At 64.4% G+C, this 19,293-nt stretch carries 11 protein-coding genes and 3 rRNA genes; 13 read left to right on the top strand and 1 reads right to left on the bottom strand.

What is annotated here, in order from left to right; translation table 11 throughout:
* Positions 1 to 504: 504 nt before the first annotated feature.
* The 13 genes from GXK59_RS10580 to GXK59_RS10520 all read left to right on the top strand — a co-directional run bounded on the left by GXK59_RS10580 (position 505) and on the right by GXK59_RS10520 (position 18,653).
* Positions 505 to 2,028: ribosomal RNA gene (locus GXK59_RS10580) — 16S ribosomal RNA — on the top strand.
* Between the two features lie 528 nt (positions 2,029 to 2,556).
* A 23S ribosomal RNA gene (locus GXK59_RS10575) occupies positions 2,557 to 5,690 on the top strand.
* 188 nt (positions 5,691 to 5,878) lie between these two features.
* Positions 5,879 to 5,995: ribosomal RNA gene (rrf, locus tag GXK59_RS10570) — 5S ribosomal RNA — on the top strand.
* Together the 16S, 23S and 5S rRNA genes form the textbook arrangement of a ribosomal RNA operon.
* A gap of 374 nt (positions 5,996 to 6,369) precedes the next feature.
* The gene (locus tag GXK59_RS10565) at positions 6,370 to 8,322 is read left to right on the top strand and encodes a hypothetical protein (protein ID WP_237393854.1); all 1,953 of its coding nucleotides are present in this window, start codon (positions 6,370 to 6,372) and stop codon (positions 8,320 to 8,322) included.
* A 6-nt stretch (positions 8,323 to 8,328) separates the two neighbouring features.
* Complete coding sequence (locus GXK59_RS10560) at positions 8,329 to 9,318, top strand: HAD-IIA family hydrolase (RefSeq protein ID WP_160666610.1); 990 nt, start codon at positions 8,329 to 8,331, stop codon at positions 9,316 to 9,318.
* 27 nt (positions 9,319 to 9,345) lie between these two features.
* On the top strand, positions 9,346 to 9,624 hold the full coding sequence (locus GXK59_RS10555) for a hypothetical protein (protein ID WP_160666608.1): 279 nt from the start codon (positions 9,346 to 9,348) through the stop codon (positions 9,622 to 9,624).
* A complete protein-coding gene (locus GXK59_RS10550) occupies positions 9,611 to 10,423 on the top strand; it encodes a TlyA family RNA methyltransferase (protein ID WP_202129110.1) in 813 nt (270 codons plus the stop codon). Before GXK59_RS10555 ends, GXK59_RS10550 begins: the two co-directional genes overlap by 14 nt.
* Before the next feature lie 22 nt (positions 10,424 to 10,445).
* The gene (locus tag GXK59_RS10545) at positions 10,446 to 11,498 is read left to right on the top strand and encodes an NAD kinase (RefSeq protein ID WP_160666604.1); all 1,053 of its coding nucleotides are present in this window, start codon (positions 10,446 to 10,448) and stop codon (positions 11,496 to 11,498) included.
* A 3-nt stretch (positions 11,499 to 11,501) separates the two neighbouring features.
* The gene (recN, locus tag GXK59_RS10540; protein ID WP_160666602.1) at positions 11,502 to 13,241 is read left to right on the top strand and encodes a DNA repair protein RecN; all 1,740 of its coding nucleotides are present in this window, start codon (positions 11,502 to 11,504) and stop codon (positions 13,239 to 13,241) included.
* Between the two features lie 88 nt (positions 13,242 to 13,329).
* Entirely contained in the window at positions 13,330 to 15,105 is a 1,776-nt protein-coding gene (locus tag GXK59_RS10535) for a CTP synthase (protein WP_160666600.1), read from the top strand.
* Between the two features lie 26 nt (positions 15,106 to 15,131).
* Positions 15,132 to 15,794, top strand: a complete 663-nt coding sequence (locus tag GXK59_RS10530; protein ID WP_160666598.1) for an NUDIX domain-containing protein — start codon at positions 15,132 to 15,134, stop codon at positions 15,792 to 15,794.
* Positions 15,794 to 16,843, top strand: coding sequence for a site-specific tyrosine recombinase XerD (gene xerD / locus GXK59_RS10525; RefSeq protein ID WP_443094281.1), 1,050 nt, complete (start codon positions 15,794 to 15,796; stop codon positions 16,841 to 16,843). The genes GXK59_RS10530 and xerD overlap by 1 nt, the downstream gene beginning before the upstream one ends.
* A gap of 238 nt (positions 16,844 to 17,081) precedes the next feature.
* Complete coding sequence (locus tag GXK59_RS10520) at positions 17,082 to 18,653, top strand: HNH endonuclease signature motif containing protein (RefSeq protein WP_160666596.1); 1,572 nt, start codon at positions 17,082 to 17,084, stop codon at positions 18,651 to 18,653.
* An 82-nt stretch (positions 18,654 to 18,735) separates the two neighbouring features.
* Here GXK59_RS10520 and GXK59_RS10515 read toward each other — a convergent pair whose 3' ends face one another.
* Positions 18,736 to 19,221 carry a bleomycin resistance protein gene (locus tag GXK59_RS10515; RefSeq protein ID WP_160666594.1) on the bottom strand — a complete coding sequence of 162 codons (486 nt, stop codon included), beginning with the start codon at positions 19,219 to 19,221 and terminating at the stop codon, positions 18,736 to 18,738.
* Positions 19,222 to 19,293 lie beyond the last annotated feature (72 nt).

Raw genomic sequence — 19,293 nt, 5'->3', positions numbered from 1 at the left:
GCACGCTCCGCCACGATCCAGTTGCAAGGTCGAGGCGGAGCGTGTATTGTTTTTCTAGTCGCCACCGCAGAGTGGCGACCAACCCCAACAAAAATAGAGAAGCAATTCTTCTAGCGCTTTCGGCTCCCCGGAGTACGTGACGCAGGAATGAAAAGTTGCTTCACATTTTGCTGGGCGCATTCACTCGACCAAGTGAATTTCGGTTGAAAATCCGGATTTGCAATGTGGATATGAATGAAATAAGCTTGAAATATCGCAGCGAAGGAAAAGCGAAACAAAAGAATTCAATTACATTGAATTGTTTCGGCAAGTAATTCGAATGTGTCTGTTGTTTGAGAACTCAATAGTGTGCCAAGTTTGTTGATACCAATTTATTGTATTGAATTGGTTGAATTGACCAGGTCCGCCACCCCGTGGTGTGGTCTGGTTTTTACAGCTGGTTTCAAATTTTGTGCAGCGCGTGCATCCCGTTTTCCCGGGGGCGCGTGTTGTGTCTGTTTTACTTCAACGGAGAGTTTGATCCTGGCTCAGGATGAACGCTGGCGGCGTGCTTAACACATGCAAGTCGAACGATGAACCTCACTTGTGGGGGGATTAGTGGCGAACGGGTGAGTAACACGTGAGTAACCTGCCCTTAACTCTGGGATAAGCCTGGGAAACTGGGTCTAATACCGGATATGACTCCTCATCGCATGGTGGGGGGTGGAAAGCTTTATTGTGGTTTTGGATGGACTCGCGGCCTATCAGCTTGTTGGTGAGGTAATGGCTCACCAAGGCGACGACGGGTAGCCGGCCTGAGAGGGTGACCGGCCACACTGGGACTGAGACACGGCCCAGACTCCTACGGGAGGCAGCAGTGGGGAATATTGCACAATGGGCGAAAGCCTGATGCAGCGACGCCGCGTGAGGGATGACGGCCTTCGGGTTGTAAACCTCTTTCAGTAGGGAAGAAGCGAAAGTGACGGTACCTGCAGAAGAAGCGCCGGCTAACTACGTGCCAGCAGCCGCGGTAATACGTAGGGCGCAAGCGTTATCCGGAATTATTGGGCGTAAAGAGCTCGTAGGCGGTTTGTCGCGTCTGCCGTGAAAGTCCGGGGCTCAACTCCGGATCTGCGGTGGGTACGGGCAGACTAGAGTGATGTAGGGGAGACTGGAATTCCTGGTGTAGCGGTGAAATGCGCAGATATCAGGAGGAACACCGATGGCGAAGGCAGGTCTCTGGGCATTAACTGACGCTGAGGAGCGAAAGCATGGGGAGCGAACAGGATTAGATACCCTGGTAGTCCATGCCGTAAACGTTGGGCACTAGGTGTGGGGGACATTCCACGTTTTCCGCGCCGTAGCTAACGCATTAAGTGCCCCGCCTGGGGAGTACGGCCGCAAGGCTAAAACTCAAAGGAATTGACGGGGGCCCGCACAAGCGGCGGAGCATGCGGATTAATTCGATGCAACGCGAAGAACCTTACCAAGGCTTGACATGAACCGGAAATACCTGGAAACAGGTGCCCCGCTTGCGGTCGGTTTACAGGTGGTGCATGGTTGTCGTCAGCTCGTGTCGTGAGATGTTGGGTTAAGTCCCGCAACGAGCGCAACCCTCGTTCTATGTTGCCAGCGCGTTATGGCGGGGACTCATAGGAGACTGCCGGGGTCAACTCGGAGGAAGGTGGGGACGACGTCAAATCATCATGCCCCTTATGTCTTGGGCTTCACGCATGCTACAATGGCCGGTACAAAGGGTTGCGATACTGTGAGGTGGAGCTAATCCCAAAAAGCCGGTCTCAGTTCGGATTGGGGTCTGCAACTCGACCCCATGAAGTCGGAGTCGCTAGTAATCGCAGATCAGCAACGCTGCGGTGAATACGTTCCCGGGCCTTGTACACACCGCCCGTCAAGTCACGAAAGTTGGTAACACCCGAAGCCGGTGGCCTAACCCCTTGTGGGAGGGAGCTGTCGAAGGTGGGACTGGCGATTGGGACTAAGTCGTAACAAGGTAGCCGTACCGGAAGGTGCGGCTGGATCACCTCCTTTCTAAGGAGCACCTACAACAACCTCGCCAGGCGTTATGTCTGTGTGGTGGTGTTGTCAGGAGTACGCCCGTTGCGCAGACGCTAGTTCTGCGGCGGGTGCTCACGGGTGGAATATCAACAAATAGCGGCCGCTGGTTTTTCCTGCGGCACCCAGTACGGATCCTTTTGTGCTTCTTTGGAAGTGCGGGGTTCCTGGAACGGTGTCCGGGGGGTACGGGCGGTTTAGTGTTTGGCACACTGTTGGGTCCTGAGGCAACAGGACCGGGGTCCGCGGCTTTGGCTGTGGTGTCCGGGACTTGTGTTTCTGGTTTCCTGGCTGCACCGAGCGCACACGTGTGTGTGGGGTGTGTGGTATGGGGTTGTTGTTTGAGAACTACATAGTGGACGCGAGCATCTTTTATAAGAAGCAATTTCCAAGAATATGAACCTGGATCTGTGCCGTTGCGTTGGTTGTGCCCTTTGGGGTGTGGCTTGGGTGGCGGTGTGGTTTTCATGGTTCTCTCGAAAATTAGCGTTTTTGATCTTTTGTGGTCAAGTTTTTAAGAGCACACGGTGGATGCCTTGGCATTAGGAGCCGAAGAAGGACGTAGGAATCTGCGATAAGCCTGGGGGAGTCGATAACCGGACTGTGATCCCAGGGTGTCCGAATGGGGAAACCCCGCCAGGGGCGCGAGCTGCCTGGTGACCCGCATCTGAACACATAGGGTGCGTGGAGGGAACGCGGGGAAGTGAAACATCTCAGTACCCGCAGGAAGAGAAAACAATAGTGATTCCGTCAGTAGTGGCGAGCGAACGCGGATCAGGCTAAACCGTTCCATGTGTGATAGCCGGCGGGCGTTGCATGGTCGGGGTTGTGGGACTTCCCATTCTGTCTCTGCCGGGACAGTGGGGTGTGTAGTGCAGGCATAGGTGAACGGTCTTGAAAGGCCGGCCAGAGAGGGTGTGAGCCCCGTAACCGAAATGTTGTGTACCGCCCGGGGAGTATCCCAAGTAGCACGGGGCCCGAGAAATCCCGTGCGAATCTGTCAGGACCACCTGATAAGCCTAAATACTCCCTAATGACCGATAGCGGACCAGTACCGTGAGGGAAAGGTGAAAAGTACCCCGGGAGGGGAGTGAAACAGTACCTGAAACCGTGTGCTTACAATCCGTCGGAGCAACCTTGTAGTTGTGACGGCGTGCCTTTTGAAGAATGAGCCTGCGAGTTAGTGTTACGTCGCGAGGTTAACTCGTGTGGGGAAGCCGTAGCGAAAGCGAGTCTGAATAGGGCGTTGCAGTGGCGTGATCTAGACCCGAAGCGAAGTGATCTACCCATGGCCAGGTTGAAGCGACGGTAAGACGTCGTGGAGGACCGAACCCACTTCAGTTGAAAATGGAGGGGATGAGCTGTGGGTAGGGGTGAAAGGCCAATCAAACTTCGTGATAGCTGGTTCTCCCCGAAATGCATTTAGGTGCAGCGTTGCGTGTTTCTTACCGGAGGTAGAGCTACTGGATGGCTAATGGGCCCTACAAGGTTACTGACGTCAGCCAAACTCCGAATGCCGGTAAGTGAGAGCGCAGCAGTGAGACTGTGGGGGATAAGCTTCATAGTCGAGAGGGAAACAGCCCAGACCACCAACTAAGGCCCCTAAGCGTGTGCTAAGTGGGAAAGGATGTGGAGTTGCGAAGACAACCAGGAGGTTGGCTTAGAAGCAGCCATCCTTAAAAGAGTGCGTAATAGCTCACTGGTCAAGTGATTCCGCGCCGACAATGTAGCGGGGCTCAAGTACACCGCCGAAGTTGTGGATTTCAGATATTAGCTAAGCCGCCCCTTGTGGGTTGGTTCAGGCGTCTGGAGTGGTAGGGGAGCGTCGTGTGGGCAGTGAAGTCGCGGTGTAAACCAGCGGTGGAGCCTACACGAGTGAGAATGCAGGCATGAGTAGCGAAAGACGGGTGAGAAACCCGTCCGCCGAATGATCAAGGGTTCCAGGGTCAAGCTAATCTGCCCTGGGTAAGTCGGGACCTAAGGCGAGGCCGACAGGCGTAGTCGATGGACAACGGGTTGATATTCCCGTACCGGCGAAAAACCGCCCATGCTGAACAGGGGATACTAACCGCCCGAAGCCTGCCTGACACCCCTTGTGGGTGAAGGGTTTTGGTGGAGCGCGGGACCTGATCCTGGGAGGCAAGCGTATTAACAGGTGTGACGCAGGAAGGTAGCCGAGCCGGGCGATGGTTGTCCCGGTCTAAGGATGTAGGGCGAACGGTAGGCAAATCCGCCGTTCATGATGCCTGAGACCCGATGGGACTCCCGTAAGGGGGGATTCGGTGATCCTATGCTGCCTAGAAAAGCATCGACGCGAGGTTTTAGCCGCCCGTACCCCAAACCGACACAGGTGATCAGGTAGAGAATACTAAGGCGATCGAGAGAATTATGGTTAAGGAACTCGGCAAAATGCCCCCGTAACTTCGGGAGAAGGGGGGCCCCCATCGTGATGGACACAAGCTGTCCGGAGCGTGCAGGGGCCGCAGAGACCAGGGGGAAGCGACTGTTTACTAAAAACACAGGTCCGTGCGAAGTCGCAAGACGATGTATACGGACTGACTCCTGCCCGGTGCTGGAAGGTTAAGAGGACCGGTTAGCCGCAAGGCGAAGCTGAGAATTCAAGCCCCAGTAAACGGCGGTGGTAACTATAACCATCCTAAGGTAGCGAAATTCCTTGTCGGGTAAGTTCCGACCTGCACGAATGGAGTAACGACTTCCCCGCTGTCTCAACCATAAACTCGGCGAAATTGCAGTACGAGTAAAGATGCTCGTTACGCGCAGCAGGACGGAAAGACCCCGAGACCTTTACTATAGTTTGGTATTGGTGTTCGGAGTGGCTTGTGTAGGATAGGTGGGAGACGTTGAAGCCCGGACGCCAGTTCGGGTGGAGTCATCGTTGAAATACCACTCTGGTCACTTTGGACATCTAACTTCGGCCCGTAATCCGGGTCAGGGACAGTGCCTGATGGGTAGTTTAACTGGGGCGGTTGCCTCCTAAAAAGTAACGGAGGCGCCCAAAGGTTCCCTCAGCCTGGTTGGCAATCAGGTGTCGAGTGTAAGTGCACAAGGGAGCTTGACTGTGAGAGAGACATCTCGAGCAGGGACGAAAGTCGGGACTAGTGATCCGGCGGTACATTGTGGAATGGCCGTCGCTCAACGGATAAAAGGTACCTCGGGGATAACAGGCTGATCTTGCCCAAGAGTCCATATCGACGGCATGGTTTGGCACCTCGATGTCGGCTCGTCGCATCCTGGGGCTGGAGTAGGTCCCAAGGGTTGGGCTGTTCGCCCATTAAAGCGGTACGCGAGCTGGGTTTAGAACGTCGTGAGACAGTTCGGTCCCTATCCGCTGCGCGCGCAGGAAATTTGAGAAGGGCTGTCCTTAGTACGAGAGGACCGGGACGGACGAACCTCTGGTGTGTCAGTTGTACTGCCAAGTGCACCGCTGATTAGCTACGTTCGGATGGGATAACCGCTGAAAGCATCTAAGCGGGAAGCTCGCTTCGAGATGAGATTTCCATACACCTTGTGTGTGAGAGGCCCCCAGCCAGACCACTGGGTTGATAGGCCGGATGTGGAAGCGAGGACTAACGACTCGTGAAGCTGACCGGTACTAATAGGCCGATAACTTACACCACACACTCTCTTCGTGAACGGATTCAAAAGACGTTCACACCATGAAGAGAGTACAAAGAAACAAGACTGCTTGCGTCCACTATGTGGTTCCCAAACAACAAACCCGTTGTTCGAGGAACCAAACCAACTGAATAACACCACAGTTGTAACACCAGACTTCCCACCCCCCAGGGGGAACGGGACAAAAGGTTACGGCGGTCATAGCGTGGGGGAAACGCCCGGTCCCATTCCGAACCCGGAAGCTAAGACCCACAGCGCCGATGGTACTGCACCCGGGAGGGTGTGGGAGAGTAGGTCACCGCCGGAACATCATTAAACGGTCGAGAGCCCCAACCACCACGGTTGGGGCTCTCCCGCATTTAACCCTCCTTCACAAAAAACACAGACCCACCCTCACCCCCGGTGGCCCAGCCGTCAACCCTCCCGCAGATCGCGACGTAAAATCCGGAACCCTCCCGCAGTTCGGGGCCGAAAATACCCAGAGCGCGCGCCGGCTTGTGAGGCTTGACACCGGGGCGGCCCAAACAGCCCCTGCCGTTAGCCGGGCGCAGGGGACTCGCTTAGAATTGGATGAGATGTACGGACTTCGAAGCGCTTGATTTCGGGTTGCGTAGGAACGAAACACGGAATAGAGCGGCTGCGATTGCGCCAGTGGTCAGCTCACAACAGGAGGAATCCAGCATGGCTGAGCACAACGACGGAAATCGCGGCGGCAACGACCGCGGCAACTTTGGCGGCGGACGCAGTTCGGGCGGCGGAGGATTCCGCGGCACCAACAATTCCGGCGGCGACCCCCGCGGGTACCGTGCCCGCGATGACCGTGGGGCCCAGGGGGAGCGGCCTTCCTCCAACAATCGTGACCGCAAGCCTTTCGGCGACCGTCCGGCACGAGAAGGCGATCGCAAGCCCTTCAGTGGTGCGGGCGATCGTAAGCCGCCGTACAGCGGTGGTGGCGATCGTGATCGTAAGCCGTATGGTGACCGTGCCCCTCGTGAAGGTGGCGGGGAGCGTCGCAGCTTCGGTGCCGGTGCGGGCGATCGTAAGCCGCCGTACAGCGGTGGTGGCGATCGTGATCGTAAGCCGTATGGTGACCGTGCCCCTCGTGAAGGTGGCGGGGAGCGTCGCAGCTTCGGTGCCGGTGCGGGCGATCGTAAGCCGCCGTACAGCGGTGGTGGCGATCGTGATCGTAAGCCGTATGGTGACCGTGCCCCTCGTGAAGGTGGCGGGGAGCGTCGCAGCTTCGGTGCCGGTGCGGGCGATCGTAAGCCGCCGTACAGCGGTGGTGGCGATCGTGATCGTAAGCCGTATGGTGACCGTGCCCCTCGTGAAGGTGGCGGGGAGCGTCGCAGCTTCGGTGCCGGTGCAGGCGATCGTAAGCCGCCGTACAGCGGTGGTGGCGAGAATCGGAAGCCTTTCGGCAGCCGTGACGACCGGCCTGCCCGCGGCTTTGACCGTGACGACCGGCCTGCCCGCACCTTTGACCGCGGCGACTCCGGTCCCCGCCAGTTCGGCCGGGACCGGCCCGAAGACCGCCCGGTCCGCGTCCCCAACGCCCGCGATCTCCGCAGCGCCAACCGTCCCGACCGCGAGCGTTCACCGCAGATCGACGACGACGTCACTGGCAAGGAACTTGACCGCGCCACGCAGCACCAGATTAAGACGCTCGAGGACAACAGTGCCGAGTGGGTGGCCCGCCACCTCGTAATGGCCGGGCGCCTGATCGACGACGAGCCGGAGCTTGCCTTCCAGCACGCCCTCGCGGCCAGCCGCCGCGGTGGCCGCCTCGCGGCCGTCCGTGAAGCCGTGGGCCTGACCGCCTACGCCGCCGGCCACTATGGCGAAGCCCTGCGCGAGTTCCGCACCTACCGGCGGATCAGTGGCTCCAACATGCACCTGCCGGTCATGGCTGACTGCGAACGTGGACTCGGCCGGCCCGACCGCGCCCTGGAAATGGCCCGCTCCGAAGAAGCCAAGGACCTCGACGCCCCCGGCAAGGCAGAGCTCGCCATCGTGGCGGCCGGCGCCCGGACAGATCTCGGCCAGCTTGACGCCGCCGTCTCCGAACTGGAAATCGTCCAGCTCGACATCAACCGCGCCTTCTCCTACAGCCCGCGCCTCTTCCGTGCCTACGCCGAGGCGCTGGCCGCGGTGGGACGCACGGCCGAAGCGGAGAAGTGGCAGCGCCAGGCCACGGTCGCCGAGAACGCCCTCGGCCTTGATGTCCAGGAGGACCCGGACATCATCGACCTCGGCTGGGACGAGGAAGAGGAAGCCCGTGAGGAAGCGCAGCAGCGCCGGCTCCTTGCCGAGCAGGCTGCCCAGCGGTCCGCCGCGGCTGCCGGGGAGCACGCACCGCGTGCTGCCAGCGCCGAGGCCGTTGCCGGTCTCCAGGAATCAACTGAAACCTCAGCGAACGCCGTTGATGAAGGGTCCGACGACGCCGAATCCGACTTCTGGGAGTCCGACGACGCTGAGTCCGATGACGACTCGGTGGAAAAGGACGCCCTGGACCGCTCGGAGGTACTCTCCGGTGACGACTCTGGCGCGACCGGACACGCCTCCCACGACGACGGCTCCCACGAAGTGGATTCCCTCGACGCCGACTCCCGCGAGCCGGAACGCTCCGAGGGCTGAGCAGGAATGGCTGCAGCGGAGCTGATCTCAACCTTCGACGCCCTCCTGGCCGATCTCGACGGCGTCGTCTACGCGGGCCCGCACGCCATACCGGGCGCCGTGGAGTCCCTTCGCAGGCTCGTCGGGATCGGCGTCGGGCTGGGCTACGTCACGAACAACGCCTCCCGGACTCCCTCCCAGGTGGCGCAGCACCTGCGCGATCTGGGCGCCCCGGCGGAGGACCACCAGGTGGTCAGCTCCTCGCAGGCGGCAGGGGAGCTGCTGGCTTCCCTGCTGCCGGCCGGTGCCCGCGTCCTGATCACCGGCGGGGACTCCCTCGCCCAGGAGATTGAACTCGCGGGGATGGTGCCGGTCCGCAGCGAATCGGAGCAGCCTGTCGCCGTCGTGCAGGGGTTCCATCCGGACCTCGGGTGGAAAGACCTCGCGGAAGCGGCGTACGTTGTTGCCGGCGGGGCCCTGTGGGTGGCCACCAATACGGACATGTCCATTCCCCAGGCCCGCGGCATGGCGCCCGGCAACGGGACCCTGGTCGCGGCCGTGGCCGCCGCCACCGGTCAACAGCCCCTGGTCGCCGGCAAGCCGGAAGCGCCGCTGTTCCACGCCGCCGCCAAGCGCCTGGCAGCCGACCGGCCGCTGGTCGTCGGCGACCGACTGGACACCGACATCCTCGGCGGCAACAACGCCGGCTTCGCCACTGTCGCCGTCCTGACCGGCGTCGACACGAAGGAATCGATCCTGGCCGCCCGCACCCTGGAACGGCCCGACTTCCTCATCAACGACCTCACGGACCTCTACCGCCCCTACCCGGAAATTGAGGTCGACGCCGGGCAGCACCGCTGCGGCGCGGCCACCGCCGTCGTGCACGGACAGACAGTCCGCGTCAGCGGTGATCCCGGCGACCTTGACTCCTGGCGGGCCGCTTGCTCGGCCTGGTGGACAGCCAACCCCGACACCGCGACTGCCTTGGCACCGGTGCTCGAATGGCTGGATCACTAGCCTTGCTGGATCACTAGACTGGGGACCATGACCGAGCAGAAACACATCACCGAAACGGACCCCGACGGCGGAGAAGCCCAGGTCAGCTGGCCGGTGCGTGCGGCGGAACCCGGCGAAGCCGATGGGCATGTCCCCTCCACGGACCCCGAAGTCGCCGCCCTGCTGGACCGCCTGAATGAACTGCCCGGCCTGCCGGTTGCCCTGCACGGGGACGTCTACGCCGGCCTGCATGACGAACTGCTGGCCGCCCTGAACGAGTCCGGAACCACCACGTCACCAAGGGATGCCACGCATGAGCAGGCTTGACCAGGCCCTCGTCGGCCGCGGGCTGGCGAGGTCCCGCACCCATGCCGCACGCCTTATCGCCGAAGGCAAAGTCAGCTCCAAGGGGGAAGTGCTCGCCAAAGCCTCCCTCCAGGTGCAGGACGACACGAGCCTGCACGTTGCGGCCGCCGATGAGGACAACTACGTCAGCCGTGCCGGGCACAAGCTTGCCGGCGCGCTGGACGCTTTTCCCGCCGTCGAGGTCCAGGGCAAGCGCTGCCTGGACGCCGGCGCCTCCACCGGCGGATTCACCGAGGTGCTGCTGAGGCGCGGCGCGGACCACGTAGTCGCCGTCGACGTCGGCCATGACCAGCTGGTCCCCGTGATCCGGAATGACCCCCGCGTCGCCGTCCACGAAGGACTCAACGTCCGCTACATGACACCGGCTGAGATCGGGGGACCCGTGGCGCTGACGGTGGCTGACCTCTCGTTCATTTCCCTCACCCTTGTGCTGGCGCCCCTCGCAGCGTGCACAGTGCCAGGCGGCGACCTGGTCCTGATGGTCAAGCCGCAGTTCGAGATCGGCAAGGACCGGCTGGGCCGCACCGGCGTTGTCACCTCGGAGTGGGAACGCCGCCTCGCGGTGGGCAAAGTCGCGGCGGAAGCCATGGATACGGGGCTGGAACTGAAGGGCCTCGCCAGCAGCCCGTTGCCCGGCCAGGACGGAAACGTCGAGTACTTCCTGTGGATAAAGCGCGGGATCCGAACAGACCTGCCTAAGATCGAAGAGCGGGACGCAGCCGTTGCTGCGTTACTCGGAACGATCTGGCCCAAGTACTAGAAGCACCAGAAGGCGGAACCCGATGAGCAGGCGTGTCCTCATCCTTGCCCACACCGGCCGTGAGGAGTCCCTCAAGGCTGCCTGGGAAGCGTGCGCCCGGCTCCACGACGCCGGCATCGTTCCCGTGATGCTGAAGTCCGAGCTCGGCGACATGGTCCGCTTCTTCGGTCGCCTCGACCAGCCGGTCGAGATCCTCCATGACCACGTGATGCTGCCCGACGTCGAGCTCGTGATGGTGCTCGGCGGCGACGGGACCATCCTCCGCGCGGCGGAACTGGTGCGCGAAGTCGACGTCCCGCTGCTCGGCGTCAACCTCGGCCACGTCGGCTTCCTCGCCGAGAGTGAGCGGGCAGACCTCGCCCAGACCGTCGAATGGATCGCGAGCCGCGAGTACACGGTGGAAGAACGGATGACCATTGACGTCCAGGTCTGGGTCCGCGGCCAGAAGATCTGGCACACCTGGGCCCTCAACGAGGCCGCGATCGAAAAGGGCAACCGGGAACGGATGCTCGAGGTGGTCACCGAAGTCGACGAACGCCCGCTGACCTCCTTCGGCTGCGACGGCGTTGTCCTGGCAACCCCCACCGGCTCCACGGCCTACGCCTTCTCCGCCGGCGGCCCGGTGGTGTGGCCTGAGGTCGAGGCGCTGCTGATCGTGCCGATCAGCGCCCACGCGCTCTTCGCCAAGCCACTGGTGGTCTCACCCCGGTCCCGGCTCGCCGTCGAAATCCTGAACCGGACCGACGCCCAGGGCGTCCTGTGGTGCGACGGCCGGCGCTCGGTGGACCTCCCGCCCGGAGCGCGCGTGGAAGTCACCCGTTCCGCCACGCCCGTCCGGCTGGCCCGCACCCACCAGACGCCGTTCTCCGGCCGCCTGGTCCGCAAGTTCGAACTGCCCATCCAGGGCTGGCGCGGACCCATGCCGCATACCGCCGCGATCCATACCGGGCCGGTGCCCGTGATCCGCACGCCCCGGCCGATGCCTCCGCTGCCAACTCCGCTGCCAACTCCGCCGCAGGCTGGGCCGCCGTACGCAGGTCCCGGCGGGACCCCTGATCCATCGACTGCGAAGTGACCCATGCTTGAAGAACTGAGAATCCGCGACCTCGGAGTCATCACCGACGCCACGCTGCCCCTCGGCCCTGGCCTGAGCGTCGTGACCGGTGAAACCGGCGCCGGCAAGACCATGGTGGTGACCGCCGTCGGGCTGCTGCTCGGCGCACGGTCCGACGCCGGCGCCGTGCGCAGCGGCGCGAAGAGCGCCTCCGCTGAGGCCACCGTGAAGCTCGACGCCGGGCACCCGGCCGTGGCCCGCGCCCGGGAGGCCGGGGCCGACATCGAGGACGTCGACGGCGGCGCAGAGCTGCTGCTCGCCCGCACTGTGGGTGCGGACGGCCGCAGCCGCGCCTACCTCGGCGGACGCGCCGCGCCCGTGGGGGTACTCGGCGAGATCGGCGAAACCCTCGTGGTGGTCCACGGCCAGTCCGAGCAGATCCGGCTCAAGAGCCCGGTCGCGCAGCGCGGCGCCCTCGACAAGTTTGCGGGGGAGGGCCTCGCCGGGACGCTCGGGACCTACCAGGAGCTCCACGCCCACTGGAAGTCCAGCCAGGCCGAACTCGATGAGCTCCGCAGCGCCGCCCGGGAACGCCTCCGCGAGGCCGAATCGCTGGAAGCTGCCCTGGCCGAGATCGACGCCGTCGACCCGCAGCCGGGCGAGGACGAATCGCTCAAGGCGGAGGCCGTCAAGCTCGCCAACGTCGAGGAACTGCGGATCGCGGCCACCACCGCGCATCAGGCGCTCATCGCCGAGGACTTCGGCGACGGCAATGACGCCACGGCACTGGTCGACGCCGCCAAGCGCACCCTGGAGCACGTCGCCGAACATGACGAGGAACTCGGGTCCGCGGCCGCCCGTCTGGCCGAGGTCGGCTTCCTGCTCAACGACATCGCCACCGAACTCGCAAGCTACCAGGCCGCCCTCGACACCGAGGGCCCGGAACGACTCGCCGAGATCGAGGACCGCCGGGCAGCCCTCGCCAAGCTGGTGCGCAAGTACGCTCCGAGCATCGACGAAGTGCTGGTGTGGGCTGAGGAATCCCGGACACGATTCCTGGAACTGCAGGACGACACCACCCGGATCGAGGCGCTGGACGCCGAGGTGGCCCGCGCTGGGGCCGAGCTGGCCAAACAGGCCGCCGGGATCAGCAAGCTGCGGAAGAAGGCCGCCAAGGACCTCTCCGCCCGGGTCAGCGCGGAACTCAAGGCCCTGGCCATGGCGGACGCCACCCTGGTGATCAACGTCGAATCAGGCGGGCAGCCGGGACCGTTCGGCGCGGACGAGATCTCCTTCCTGCTCCAGCCGCATTCCGGCGCCCCAGCCCGCCCGCTGGGCAAGGGCGCCTCGGGCGGTGAACTGTCCCGCGTGATGCTCGCCATCGAAGTGGTGCTGGCCGCCGTCGACCCGGTCCCCACGTTCGTCTTCGACGAGGTCGACGCCGGCGTGGGCGGCCGTGCCGCCGTCGAGATCGGCCGACGGCTGGCGATGCTCGCCCGCCACGTCCAGGTGCTCGTGGTGACCCACCTGCCGCAGGTGGCAGCCTTCGCCGACCAGCACATCCGGGTCACCAAGACCTCCGTGCGCGGCGCCGACGGGGCCACCGCGACCGGATTCACCTCCAGTGACGTCCAACTCCTCGACGAAGCGGAGCGCGTCCGGGAGCTGGCCCGCATGCTCGCCGGCCAGGAGGATTCCGAATCCGCCCAGGCCCACGCCCAGGAACTGCTGGACGACGCCAGGCTCCTGCCGCAGCAGGCCTGAGCAGGTTCTCCGACTGCCAGCGGCCGGCCCGTACTGGGACGACAATCACAGCGGGTTGCCGCGAACAGACCCTTGGAGGGCTCAATTGATGATAGGCTCGAACTCCGTGGTGCAGCGATCAAATTCCCGTGTAAATTCCCGGTTTCCGGGCTCGTCCAAGACGACCAAACACATCTTCGTTACCGGTGGTGTGGCGTCCTCGCTCGGTAAGGGACTGACGGCTTCGAGCCTCGGTCACCTCCTGCGGGCACGCGGCTTGTCTGTAACAATGCAAAAGCTCGATCCCTATCTGAATGTGGATCCGGGCACGATGAACCCCTTCCAGCACGGCGAAGTCTTCGTAACCGACGACGGCGCCGAAACGGACCTCGACATCGGCCACTACGAGCGCTTCCTCGATGAGAACCTCGAGGGCTCGGCCAATGTCACGACCGGCCAGGTCTACTCCACGGTTATCGCCAAGGAACGCCGCGGCGAATACCTCGGCGACACCGTCCAGGTCATCCCGCACATCACCGATGAAATCAAGCGGCGCATGCGGCTCCCCGCCGAGGGCAAGAACGCCCCCGACGTGATCATCACCGAAATCGGCGGCACCGTGGGCGACATCGAGTCCCAGCCGTTCCTCGAATCCGCCCGCCAGGTCCGCCAGGACATCGGCCGCGGAAATGTCTTCTTCCTGCACGTCTCCCTCGTGCCGTACATCGGCCCGTCGCAGGAACTGAAGACCAAGCCGACGCAGCACTCCGTTGCCGCGCTGCGCTCCATTGGCATCCAGCCCGAGGCGATCGTGATCCGTTCGGATCGCGAAGTGCCGCAGCCCATGCGCGACAAGATCGGCCGCATGTGCGACGTCGACATCGACGCCGTCATCGGCTGCCCGGATGCCCCGAGCATCTACGACATCCCGAAGACCCTGCACTCCCAGGGCCTGGACTCCTACATCGTCCGCGCCCTTGACCTGCCTTTCAAGGACGTTGACTGGACCAGCTGGGACAAGCTCCTGGACGCGGTACACAACCCCAAGCACGAGGTTGAGATCGCCCTGGTCGGCAAGTACATCGACCTGCCGGACGCTTACCTGTCAGTGACCGAGGCATTGCGCGCCGGCGGCTTCGCCAATGACACCAAGGTCAAGATCCGCTGGGTCCCCTCGGACGAATGCGAAACCCACGAGGGTGCGGTCAAGTCCCTCGACGGGGTCGACGCGATCTGTGTCCCCGGCGGCTTCGGCATCCGCGGACTCGAAGGCAAGCTCGGCGCGCTCAAGTACGCCCGCGAAAGCAAGCTCCCCGTCCTGGGCCTGTGCCTGGGCCTGCAGTGCATGGTGATCGAGTACGCCCGCAACGTGGTCGGCCTCGAGGGCGCTTCCTCTTCCGAGTTCGAGCCGGATTCGAAGTACCCCGTGATTGCCACGATGGAAGAGCAGCTGGACATCGTCGACGGCAAGGGCGACCTCGGCGGCACCATGCGCCTGGGCCTGTACGAAGCCAAGCTTGACGAGGGTTCAGTGGTCGCCGAGACCTACGGCACCACCAAGGTCAGCGAACGGCACCGCCACCGCTACGAGGTCAACAACAAGTACCGCGAGCAGATCGCCGCCCAGGGACTGGTGTTCTCCGGAACGTCGCCCGACGGCAAACTGGTGGAGTACGTGGAACTTCCCCGCGAGGTCCACCCGTACTACGTGGCCACGCAGGCGCACCCGGAACTCAGCTCACGCCCGACCCGGCCGCACGCGCTCTTCACGGGACTGGTGAAGGCGGCCCTGGAGCACCAGAAGGGCGGCGGGAGCACCGCCTCCACAGCCGCCACAGCCAAGGCTCCAGCCGCCACCAAGCCTTCCCCGGCAGTGTCGAAGTAACTCCAACTGAATCAAAGGACGGCGCGATGCCCGGTAACCCTGAGACCCCCAATGCTGCACGGCAGGTTTCGGACGAACCGAGCCCGCGCCGTCTTTTGTCGTCCCGGACGGTCTACGAAGGCCGGATCTGGGACGTCGTCAGTGACAGTTTCCAACTCAACGACGACGGCGATCCGCTCGTCCGCGACTACATCGACCACCCCGGCGCGGTGGCCATCCTCCCGATGAACGACGCCGGCGAAGTGCTGCTGATCAAGCAGTACCGGCACCCCGTCGGCATGGACCTGTGGGAGATCCCGGCCGGGCTCCTCGATGTCGAAGGCGAGGACTTTGTGGCCGGCGCGGCCAGGGAACTCGCCGAGGAAGCCGACCTCGTCGCCGGCACGTGGAACGTGCTGGCCGACTTCTTCAATTCCCCCGGTTCCTCCAGCGAGGCCATCCGTATCTACCTCGCCCGGGATCTCAGCGACGTGCCCGGCCACGAACTCCACGTCCGCACCGACGAGGAAGCGGAAATCGAGCTGCACTGGATCCCGCTCGAAGCGGCCGTCCTGGCCGTGCTGGAGGGGCGCCTGCACAACCCGTCCGCCGTCGTCGGCGTCCTGGCGGCCGCGGCCGCCCGTGCCGACAACTTCACGAGCCTCCGTCCGGGCGACGCGCCGTGGCCGGCGCATCCCAGCCAGCGCTGATGACGGAACCGCTGACTGCCGAGCCGCCCGCTCCTGCGCATCCCGTGCCTCCAGCCCCGGCGAAGGCAGCCCCCGCAGAGGCCCCTGCCCGGCCGCTCACAGCGATCGACCGGGCCATGACGGACTACCTGCAGCACATGGGGGTGGAACGGGGGCTCGCGGCCAACACCCTCTCCGCGTACCGGCGGGACCTCGTTCGTTACGCGCGGCACCTCGCCCAGACGGGCCGCCAGCGCCCCGCCGAGATCACCCGGCATGACGTCACCGGCTTCGTCCAGGCCCTCTCCGACGGGTCCGACGGCGGCTCGGCCCTGGGCATCCGCTCGGCGGCGCGGACCGTGGTCGCCGTGCGCGGGCTCCACAAGTTCTGGGCACTTGAGGGCGTCACCCCCACCGACCCGGCCAGCGACGTTCACCCGCCCATGCCCGGCAAACGCCTGCCCAAGGCCATCAGCGTCGACGAGGTCACGCGGATCCTGGAAGCGGTCGGCACCGACACCGCCACCGGCCTGCGGGACAGGGCACTGCTGGAGTTCCTCTATTCCACCGGCGCCCGCATCAGCGAAGCCATGGGCCTCGACGTCGACGACATTTCGCTCCATACGCCAGAGCAGGACCGACGGTCCGACGCCGGGCCAGCGATCGTCCGGCTGTTCGGCAAGGGTTCCAAGGAACGGCTGGTCCCGCTGGGATCGTTCGGTGCCCGCGCCCTCGACGCCTACCTCGTCCGCGGCCGGCCGCTTTTGTCCGCCAAGGGCAAGGGGACCCCGGCGCTGTTCCTGAACGCCCGCGGCGGACGGATCAGCCGGCAGAGCGCCTGGACCATCCTCAAGACGGCCGCAGAGAAAGCCAACATCACCAAGGACGTCTCGCCGCACACTCTGCGGCACTCCTTCGCCACGCACCTGCTCGAGGGAGGGGCCGACGTCCGGGTGGTCCAGGAACTGCTGGGCCATGCGTCTGTGACCACTACGCAGGTCTACACCCTGGTCACGGCGGACACCCTGCGGGAGATCTACGCCGCCGCGCATCCCCGGGCGCTGGGCTAGAGCCACCGTAAGGAACCAGGTGAACGCGGGCGCGAAGACAGGTGCCTGGCAGCAGGGTGTCGCTGACCGTCGGCGGCGCGGAAAGTTTGCGCCGACGGCCCTGGACATTGTCCTGGCCGGGAACGCGATTGTGCTTTGAAGACCATCCACGTCCGGGTCGCCGGCCGCTGCCGGCGCCCGTCACGCTGCCCGGGGCCGGTTCGTGAAAAGTGTCGGAGGTGCGCGCTAGTTTGGGTGTATGGAAAGCACGGACTGGAGTGCGGATGGCAGGGAGGCCCTGGCGGGCGTCGGGGTGTTGACTGTGGCGCTGGATTCCGTCACCGGGGCCGGCGCTGACGGCGGTGGTCCGTCCGGGGCCGGCGACGGCCGGGATGCTGGTCCGTTGGCGGACGATCCGTTGCGGGATCTTGCCGATGATTGCCTGGACGGCCTGGCCGAGGTCGCCCGGTGGGAGGCGCGGGCCGCGGCGTTGAAGGTGCGGCTGGGCGCGACCTATCTGCGGGCCACCGATGCCATGGCGGCACCGGCGATGGCACCGCACGACGCCAAGTGCCAGGAGATGGCGGTGACGGCTGAGGTCGCGTGTGTCCTGACCGTGGGCGAACGGGCCGCAGGGGCCTTCCTGTCCGACTGCCAGGCCCTCACGACGGCGTTGCCGCTGACCCTGGCCGCGCTGGCGGCCGGGAGGATTTCCTGGGCGCATGCCCGGATCATCGTCGACGAAACCTCCGGCCTGGACCCGGACGGGGCGGCCGGGCTGGAAGCGCACTTCCTGGACTCTGACGCACCGGACCCGGCCCGTGGCTGCCCGGCCGGGGAACTGGTTCCGTCCCGGTTCCGGGCCAAGGCCCGCACCTGGCGGGAACGCCACCACCGGGACAGCATCGAAACACGCCACACCAAGAGCGCTGCGGACCGGCGGGTCGAGTACCGCCCGGACTCCGACGGGATGGCCTGGTTCTCCGCGTACCTGCCGGCCGATACCGCGGCGGGGATCTGGGACCGGACCACCGCCGCCGCCCGCGCCCTCCAGGGCCCGGACGAGGTGCGGACCCTCACCCAGCTCCGCGCCGACATCGCCGCGACCTGGCTGCTCACCAGCGGACTCGCCGACGGCGAAGTGGCGGGCGGCGGGACCGGCACGGGCGCGGGCGGGGGTGTGCCGTCGCCGCGGGCGCAGGTCCTGGTCACCGTTCCGGTCCTGTCGCTGCTCGGCGCGGGTGAGGAACCGGCGGTCCTGGACGGGTACGGGCCGATCCCGCCCTCGATGGCCCGCCGCCTCATCGCCGAAGGCGCGGATTCCTTCTACCGGGTCCTGGTGGACCCGCGGGACGGGGCGCCGCTGGAAATCGGCCGGTCCAGCTACCGGGTGCCGAAGGCAGTGCGGCAGTGGCTGCGGCTCCGCGACGGGAAGTGCCCCTTCCCGGGCTGCAACAACCAGTCCCTGGACAACGACGCCGACCATCTCCTGGCCTGGGCCGACGGAGGCACTACCGGGATCAGCAACCTCGGCCAGCCCTGCCGCAAACACCACGGCCTGAAACACAGCTCGGCCTGGACACCGGCCGGAGCCAGCAAAGACGCACCGCCCGGCTGGACCTCACCATCCGGAAGGCACTACCCCAGCGAACAGCAGGACTGGGAACCACCCCACTGGCCGGACCGCCTCCAGGCCATGGTGACACTCCTTGCCGAAGGCGTACCCGAGGACCCTGGCCCTGATCCCGAACAGGAACTGCCGCCGGACCCGTTCCCGGACTGGCACCTGTTCACGGCCGGGCACCCATGGCCCCCCCCAAGACACGGATGACCCGGCCCGGGCGGATCCCTTCGAGGACCCGCTCCCGGAAGACCTCCTGCGCCAATATGTCTGAACGCGCTGCCGGACTCGCTCAGCGTTCTCCTGCTGGGTCCGGGCAGGGCTGTTCCGCCCGGACCGGTGGGACGTGCCCTAGCCGTGAGGAGAATCGAATGAGGTACCCGTCGGGGTCTTGAACCAGGAACTGTGAAACACCAACCATCGTCCCGCCTGTTTGGTACCACTTGTCTTCGGGGGCCATGAACAGCGGCCAGGAAGCGGCGATGATGCGTTCCACCAAGGGCTCTACCGCAGGCACAGCGATCTGAAAATTCACCCCGCGGCCGAGCGGACGCTGAAGGGTGCCGGGGATCCAATTTCTCCCGACGCCGATTTGCTCGAGCATGACATGTGCCTTGCCCGAGTGAAGATACGCGAAACCCTCTGCCGGGCGGTCGTAGAGAATCTCGAATCCGCAGAGCGTGACCCAGAAGTTGAGGCTAGTGGTGAGGTCGGTGATCAGAAGTTCGGGGACGAGGCCGGGAGAAACCGATGCTGCCGTCTTTGCTGCGGAGTTCACGCCTCTCAGTATGGTGCCTTCCAGTTTGCTGGTGTCGGACTTGCGACCGGAAGCAACCGGTGAATTTTCTTG

The organism is Pseudarthrobacter sp. ATCC 49987, from assembly GCF_009928425.1.
GTDB lineage: Bacteria > Actinomycetota > Actinomycetes > Actinomycetales > Micrococcaceae > Arthrobacter.
The sequence above is the reverse complement of the archived record's forward strand: the minus strand, read 5'-3'. Positions and strand labels throughout refer to the sequence as shown.

What these genes read in the sequence shown, in the direction of transcription:
- GXK59_RS10565 (WP_237393854.1), top strand. Translation starts at nt 6,370, where the DNA reads ATGGCTGAGCACAACGACGGAAATCGCGGCGGCAACGACCGCGGCAAC.
- GXK59_RS10560 (WP_160666610.1), top strand. Translation starts at nt 8,329, where the DNA reads ATGGCTGCAGCGGAGCTGATCTCAACCTTCGACGCCCTCCTGGCCGAT.
- GXK59_RS10555 (WP_160666608.1), top strand. Translation starts at nt 9,346, where the DNA reads ATGACCGAGCAGAAACACATCACCGAAACGGACCCCGACGGCGGAGAA.
- GXK59_RS10550 (WP_202129110.1), top strand. Translation starts at nt 9,611, where the DNA reads ATGAGCAGGCTTGACCAGGCCCTCGTCGGCCGCGGGCTGGCGAGGTCC.
- GXK59_RS10545 (WP_160666604.1), top strand. Translation starts at nt 10,446, where the DNA reads ATGAGCAGGCGTGTCCTCATCCTTGCCCACACCGGCCGTGAGGAGTCC.
- recN (WP_160666602.1), top strand. Translation starts at nt 11,502, where the DNA reads ATGCTTGAAGAACTGAGAATCCGCGACCTCGGAGTCATCACCGACGCC.
- GXK59_RS10535 (WP_160666600.1), top strand. Translation starts at nt 13,330, where the DNA reads ATGATAGGCTCGAACTCCGTGGTGCAGCGATCAAATTCCCGTGTAAAT.
- GXK59_RS10530 (WP_160666598.1), top strand. Translation starts at nt 15,132, where the DNA reads ATGCCCGGTAACCCTGAGACCCCCAATGCTGCACGGCAGGTTTCGGAC.
- xerD (WP_443094281.1), top strand. Translation starts at nt 15,794, where the DNA reads ATGACGGAACCGCTGACTGCCGAGCCGCCCGCTCCTGCGCATCCCGTG.
- GXK59_RS10520 (WP_160666596.1), top strand. Translation starts at nt 17,082, where the DNA reads ATGGAAAGCACGGACTGGAGTGCGGATGGCAGGGAGGCCCTGGCGGGC.